Consider the following 6,000-nt stretch of genomic DNA (forward strand, 5'->3'; position numbering starts at 1 on the left):
GCAACGAAAGACGCTCATGTCCGCTGTTTTACCTGCCAATGGCCCGTCCCTGGCGGCCGCCACATCTTCGTCGCCACACGCACGGCCACGGCGCACGCACGGCATGGCCTCCTTCGGCAAGTACCGCGAGATCATCATTGCGGTGGCGCTGTTCCTGCTGTTCGACCTGGGCGTCCTGGTCCTGAATTTCTACACCTCCTTCCAGATTGCCGAAGATGCATTGGGCGTCAACCTGTCCGGCCGTCAGCGCATGTTGTCGCAGCGAACGGCCAAATCGCTGCTGGCGGTGGATGCGGCGCACAGCAAAGGCCTGCCCGCCGACAAGGAACTGGAAGAGCTGAAAAGCGCAGTGCGTCTATTCGATGTGTCGCTCAAGGGCTTCCAGAGCGGCGCCACCGTGCCGGGCGGCGACAGCAAGCCTGTTTTCCTGCGGGCGGCCGAAGGGGACAAGGCGCTGGACATCCTGAAAAAGGCGCAGGACCTCTGGACGCCCTACCAGGAAAAACTGGTGCCGGTGCTCGCCGGCACGGCCTCGGACCAGCAATTGCAAGAGGCAGTGGACTACGCCAAGGCCAACAACCTGAAGCTGCTGGGCCTGATGAACGAGCTGACCACCGCGCTGGAAGCCGTGGCTTCGGACCGGGCGAGCGCGCTGCGCATGGTGCAGACCGTCGGCATTGTCCTGGCCCTGCTCAATTTCGCCTTCATTCTCTTCAAGTTCCTGCGCCGCCTGAACACCTCGGACGCGGCCATCGAAGCTGCGACCGAAGAGAACCGGGAGATTCTTGCCAGCGTGCGCGAGGGCCTGTTCCTGCTCACGCCCGAACACCGGCTGGGCTCCCAGCTTTCGCGCTCGACCCACGTGCTGTTCGGCAAGACGCTGGTTGCCGGGCAGAACTTCTTCGAGGTCCTGTCCACGCTGGTATCGCCCAAAGCCCTCACCGACGCGCGCGATTATGTCGAACTGCTCTTTTCCCCTCACGTCAAGGAACAGCTGGTCCAGGGCATCAACCCGCTGGCGGAAGTGGAACTGACCGTGAGAAACCGCATGGGTCAGGACAGCAAGCGATATTTGTCCTTCCACTTCAACCGGGTTCACGAAGGCAGCGCGGTGCGTCACCTGCTGGTCACCGTGCAGGACATCACCCAGAAAGTGGAGCTGCAGGCCAAATTAAGCGGCGAGCGGCAGCGCTCGCAAAAAGAGCTGTCCATGATGCTCAAGGCCTTTGAAACCGACCCGGCCATGATGCGCGGCTTTGTTGAACGCGCAGAAGCCTCCCTGCTCGAGGTGAACGACCTGCTGCGCAGCACCTCTGCCGCCGCATCGGAGGCCCAGGTGCTCAAGGCCGTCGATGGTGCCTATCGCCGCATCCACGCGATCAAGGGCGATGCATCCTCCCTGGGCCTGGAAATCCTTGCCTCGCTGGCCCACCAGTTTGAAAACGAATTGCAAAAACTCAAGGACAGCGGCGCAGCCACAGGCGACGCCCTGCTGGCCCTGCCCTTGCCGCTGGAAGACCTGCTGTCCAAGGTGGCTGCGTTCAAGGCCATGAGCATGAAAAGGGGCAACGATTCCGCGCAGGCCATGGCCGAGGCCGTACCGCAGGCCCTGCACACCACACTGACACAGCTGGCCGAGGAAGTCGGCAGCGCCTGCGGCAAGCGCGTCAACACCAGCGTGCAGATGGACAGCGCGCCGGACCTGCCAGCGGACAAGTTGGACCTGCTGCGCGAAGTGGCCATCCAGCTGGTTCGCAATGCGGTGGTGCACGGTGTGGAAGTGCCGTCAGCCAGGGCCGCGGCCGGAAAACCGCCCGAAGGCCAGGTGGCGGTCAACCTCGCCCGCGATGAAGGCAGCCAGTGGCAACTGAGCGTGCGCGACGACGGTGCCGGCCTCAATGCGGCCAATGTTCGCAGCCGTCTGCAGGAGTTGCATTGGTATAGCGCCGAACAGCTACAGAGCTTCAGTGACAAACAAATCGTGGCGCACATCTTCAAACCGGGTTTTTCGACCGCCGACACGGCGTCGGCCCATGCAGGGCGCGGTGTGGGCCTGGACCTGGTTCAGGCCAACGTACAGAAATTGGGCGCGCGCCTGCTGCTGGCAAGCACGCCGGGCCAGCATACCGAGTTCAGGATCGTTTTTTCATAACCCCCTGCGCTGCGCATCATGACTCTCACGCTCGTTCCTTCCTCACACGGAGACCTCCATGCGCCTAATGATTGTTGACGACTCCAACATGATCCGCACCCGCATCTCGCGTGTGGTGCAAAGCGGCGGGCTCAAGGGCATCGTCCTCGCGGGGCTGGCCAAGAACGGCCGCGAGGCCTTGCGCCTGGCCCGTGCCACCCGGCCCGAGGTGGTGACCATGGACCTGACCATGCCCGAGATGGACGGCATTGAATGCATCACGGAGCTGCTCAGGTTTGACCCGAAGATCAACATCCTGGTGGTCAGCGCCCTGAGCGACAAGTCCACCGCCATCCAGGCGCTCAAGCTGGGCGCACGCGGCTTTGTTGCCAAGCCTTTTACCGACGAAGAGCTGCAGATGGCGCTGCTCGACGTTTCCGATGCGCGTTAGGAGCAGCTGTGGCCACACTCAATGAAACCGATCTGAAGCTGTTTGTCGATTCGATCAGGAACTACCTGAAAGTCACCACCCGGCAGGAACCCGTGATCACCTCGGCCTTTCTGGGCACCGGCGATATCGAAGGCTTCGAATTCAACGGCATCGTCACCTTTGCCGGCAGCCACAACGGCCATGTCGTGGTTTCCATGCCCGGCAAGCTGGTGCGTGAAATCCTGCTGCTGCAGCACGAAACCGACCTCAGCGACAGCAACCTGCTGGACGCTGTGGGCGAAATTGCCAACACGCTGGCGGGCAATGCACGCAAGGCCCTGGGGGCGGAACTGCAGATCTCGGTTCCGATCAAGCTGCAGGGGGCGCAAGGCATCAAGGCCCGGGTGCGCACGCACCCCTATGTGATCACCCTGCGCTGGAACCACTATGCGGCCATGGTGTGTGTGGACATGGACCGCAAGCACTGAAGTACCCAGGCGCTCTGCCCGTATGGCCAGGCTTGACCGCACATAACTTGTGCGGCGCACCAAGAAAATACACCTCCTCGGTTTGAACTGCGCCGCAAGGGTGCGCCGCCAACGCCCCAAGTTGGCATGTATTTTGCACAATCTTTGTGAATCACCTTTCAATTCACCGAGGATTTGCACCATGGCGGGATTCCGCACCTTTCTCAAATCAGGCCACGCACCGACCTTGTTCGCGGCCTTCCTGTACTTCGACTTCTGCTTTGCCGTCTGGGTGCTAAACGGTGCAATGGCACCATTCATCAGCGAAGCTTATCAACTGACGGCCGCCCAGAAGGGCTTCATGATTTCGGTGCCCATCCTGGCGGGGGCCTTCATGCGTTTTCCGTTGGGCATTCTGGCGCAATACATAGGACGCAAAAACGCTGCGCTGGTTGAAATGGGCATGATTGTCATGGCCCTGGCTTTTGGCTATTTCTTCATCAGCTCCTACGATCACGTGCTGGCCATGGGCGTGCTGCTGGGCATCGCAGGTGCCAGTTTCGGCGTGGCGCTGTCGCTGGGCTCAGGCTGGTATCCGCCCAAATACAAAGGCCTGGCGATGGGCATTGCGGGCGCAGGCAACTCCGGCACCGTGCTGGCCGTGCTGTTTGCGCCGCCGCTGGCCGTGGCCTACGGCTGGCAAGCGGTGTATGGTCTGGCAGCCTTCTTCATGCTGATTCCCATGGTCGTGATGGTGGTTTTCGCCAAGGAGCCACCGGACATCGAGCACCAGACCTTCCGCCAGCACATCGCCTGCCTGTTCGAAAAAGACGGCTGGGCCTTCAGCCTGATCTACGTCATCACTTTTGGCGGGTTCATCGGCCTGGCGAGTTTTCTTCCCACCTACTTTCATGACCAGTTCGGCGTCACCAAGGTACAGGCCGGCCAGCTCACCATGCTGGCCGCGCTGATGGGCTCGGCCATACGGGTGGTTGGCGGCTACATCTCCGATCGCATTGGCGGTATCAACACCCTGAGCGGTGTGCTCGTCGTGGTAGCCATCACGCTGGTGCTGTGTGGCCTGGCCGGCAACTCGCTCACGGTGACCACCCTGTTGTTCATGGCGTGTTTTGCCGCTTTGGGTGCAGGGAACGGCGCGTTGTTCCAGCTCGTGCCGCTGCGCTGGCCGTTGACCACTGCCGTGGCCGGTTCCATGATCGGGGAAATCGGGGCTCTGGGTGGCGGTTTTTTGCCCAACGCCATGGGTCTGTCCAAGCAGTACGCCGGAACCTACCTCTGGGGTTTTGTTGCCTTCGCGCTGCTGGCCCTGGTCATGCTGATCATGCTGCGCGTCATGCAACTGCGCTGGACCCGCACCTGGGCTGAAAAGGGAGGTCGTGCGCGCAGCGCTTGATGAGCGAAGCGATAAAGCGCGAAAAGCGTTTGGCCGACTTTTCAGTGCAGGCTAACTTTTCGAAAAAAAGCCAAGCGTAGCGGGGCCGAAGCCAGAAGGGTGGCCGCGCGCTCATTATTTGATGTTTCAGGCCTCCAGCCCTTATCCAACGGGCGTAAGAAGCTATCAATTCAATAGCGCCCAGCCAAAGCCTCCGGCCCTGGCCGCTATTCGCCGCCGCCGCTACCGGGTCATGCCCGGAAAGCGACCAGCGCTGGTAAGCTTCAACCCTGTAGCCGCTCTATGGGATGGAAAAAAAATGGCTTTGATAGCAGTGATCGATGACGACGAGACGATCCGGGAGCTGATCGCGGCGGCGCTGCGCTTCGAAGGTTACGAGGTAGTGGAGGCGGACAACGGCGTCTCCGGGCTGGAGATGGTGCGCGAGCATCGGCCCGACCTGGTGGTCAGCGATGTCAACATGCCCGAGATGGACGGTTTCGCCATGATGCAGGCCCTGCGCGCCGACCCGGCCATCCAGGCCACGCCGGTCATCCTCCTGACCTCGCTGCAGGAACGCGAACACGTGCGCAGCGGCATGACCAGCGGGGCCGACGACTACCTCACCAAACCGATCGTCTTCGATGAGCTGCGCGAAGCCACCGCCGCCCAGCTCAACAAGCAGCTGATGCGCCAGTCCGCCCAGGCGCGGGCGATGGGCACGGCGATTGCCACCGCCTTGAGCAACCAGAAAAAACAGCTGATCCGCCTGTATGAACAAAGGTTGCTGGCGGAACTGGGTGAAAAATGGCCAACTGCCGAGTCTGTGGTGGAAGACCGGAAATTTGCCAATGCCACGGTGCTGTTTGTCGACGTGGTCAACTTTCCGGCGCTGGCGGAAAAGCTGAGCAGCTCGGAGCTGAGCGAAGTCGTGCGCCAGTTCTACAACAATGCCGGCGACACGGTTTACCTCTTCGGCGCCTACCACATGCAGTTCGTCGGCGAAGGCCTGCTCGCCGTGTTTGTTGACAGCACCGACACCGACACCGTCAACAGCGGCTTGCGCGCTACCAAGGCCGCCCTGGGCTTGATCGATTCGGCGCACCGTGTGCAGGGTTTTCTGGTCAGCCATTTCCCGGGCCGCACCCTGCCGCGTTTTGAAGTGGGCGTGGGACTGAACAGCGGCGCCGTCACGCTGGCCAAACTGGAAGACCCGCTGCGCGGAAAGTCCCAGATCTTGCCTGTGGGTGACGCGGTCAGCGCCTGCTTGCTGCTGCAAAAACAGGCGCAGCAGGCCGACTGGAAAATCGCCGCCAGCGCCAGCCTGCTGCGCGAGGTGACGGGCATGGTGAAAACCGGCCGCCGCAAGCGGTTTTCCGCGCCCGGGCGCAGCAGCGCCATCGACGCGACCGAGCTGCTGGGCCTGACGCCATAAGTTCGCGCTATTAAATCAGGGGCTTAGGAAGCAAAGTTCATCAACAGATGAGCTAAGTTCCTATGGTGATTCAGAAAAATCGGTATTTCAGACGCTCCAAACTCAGCGAAGCAAAAGTGCGTCAAATCCTGCGTTACTTTGCGA

General features: G+C 61.4%; 5 protein-coding genes. All 5 read left to right on the plus strand.

Translation table 11 applies throughout. The features are described 5' to 3' along the window. The first annotated feature begins 16 nt into the window (after window positions 1–16). The 5 genes from WA904_RS17330 (at window position 17) to WA904_RS17350 (ending at window position 5,856) form a co-directional block, all read left to right on the plus strand. Window positions 17–2,152, plus strand: a complete 2,136-nt coding sequence (locus WA904_RS17330; RefSeq protein ID WP_425198374.1) for an ATP-binding protein — start codon at window positions 17–19, stop codon at window positions 2,150–2,152. 58 nt (window positions 2,153–2,210) lie between these two features. Beyond that, window positions 2,211–2,582 carry a response regulator transcription factor gene (locus tag WA904_RS17335; protein WP_425198375.1) on the plus strand — a complete coding sequence of 124 codons (372 nt, stop codon included), beginning with the start codon at window positions 2,211–2,213 and terminating at the stop codon, window positions 2,580–2,582. Window positions 2,583–2,590: 8 nt separating this feature from the next. Continuing rightward, window positions 2,591–3,049, plus strand: a complete 459-nt coding sequence (locus tag WA904_RS17340) for a chemotaxis protein CheX (RefSeq protein ID WP_425198376.1) — start codon at window positions 2,591–2,593, stop codon at window positions 3,047–3,049. A gap of 181 nt (window positions 3,050–3,230) precedes the next feature. After that, a complete protein-coding gene (locus tag WA904_RS17345) occupies window positions 3,231–4,442 on the plus strand; it encodes a nitrate/nitrite transporter (RefSeq protein WP_425198377.1) in 1,212 nt (403 codons plus the stop codon). 298 nt (window positions 4,443–4,740) lie between these two features. Continuing rightward, window positions 4,741–5,856, plus strand: coding sequence for a response regulator (locus WA904_RS17350; protein WP_425198378.1), 1,116 nt, complete (start codon window positions 4,741–4,743; stop codon window positions 5,854–5,856). Window positions 5,857–6,000: the final 144 nt, after the last annotated feature.

This window comes from Polaromonas sp. (assembly GCF_049790275.1).
Lineage (GTDB): Bacteria > Pseudomonadota > Gammaproteobacteria > Burkholderiales > Burkholderiaceae_C > Polaromonas.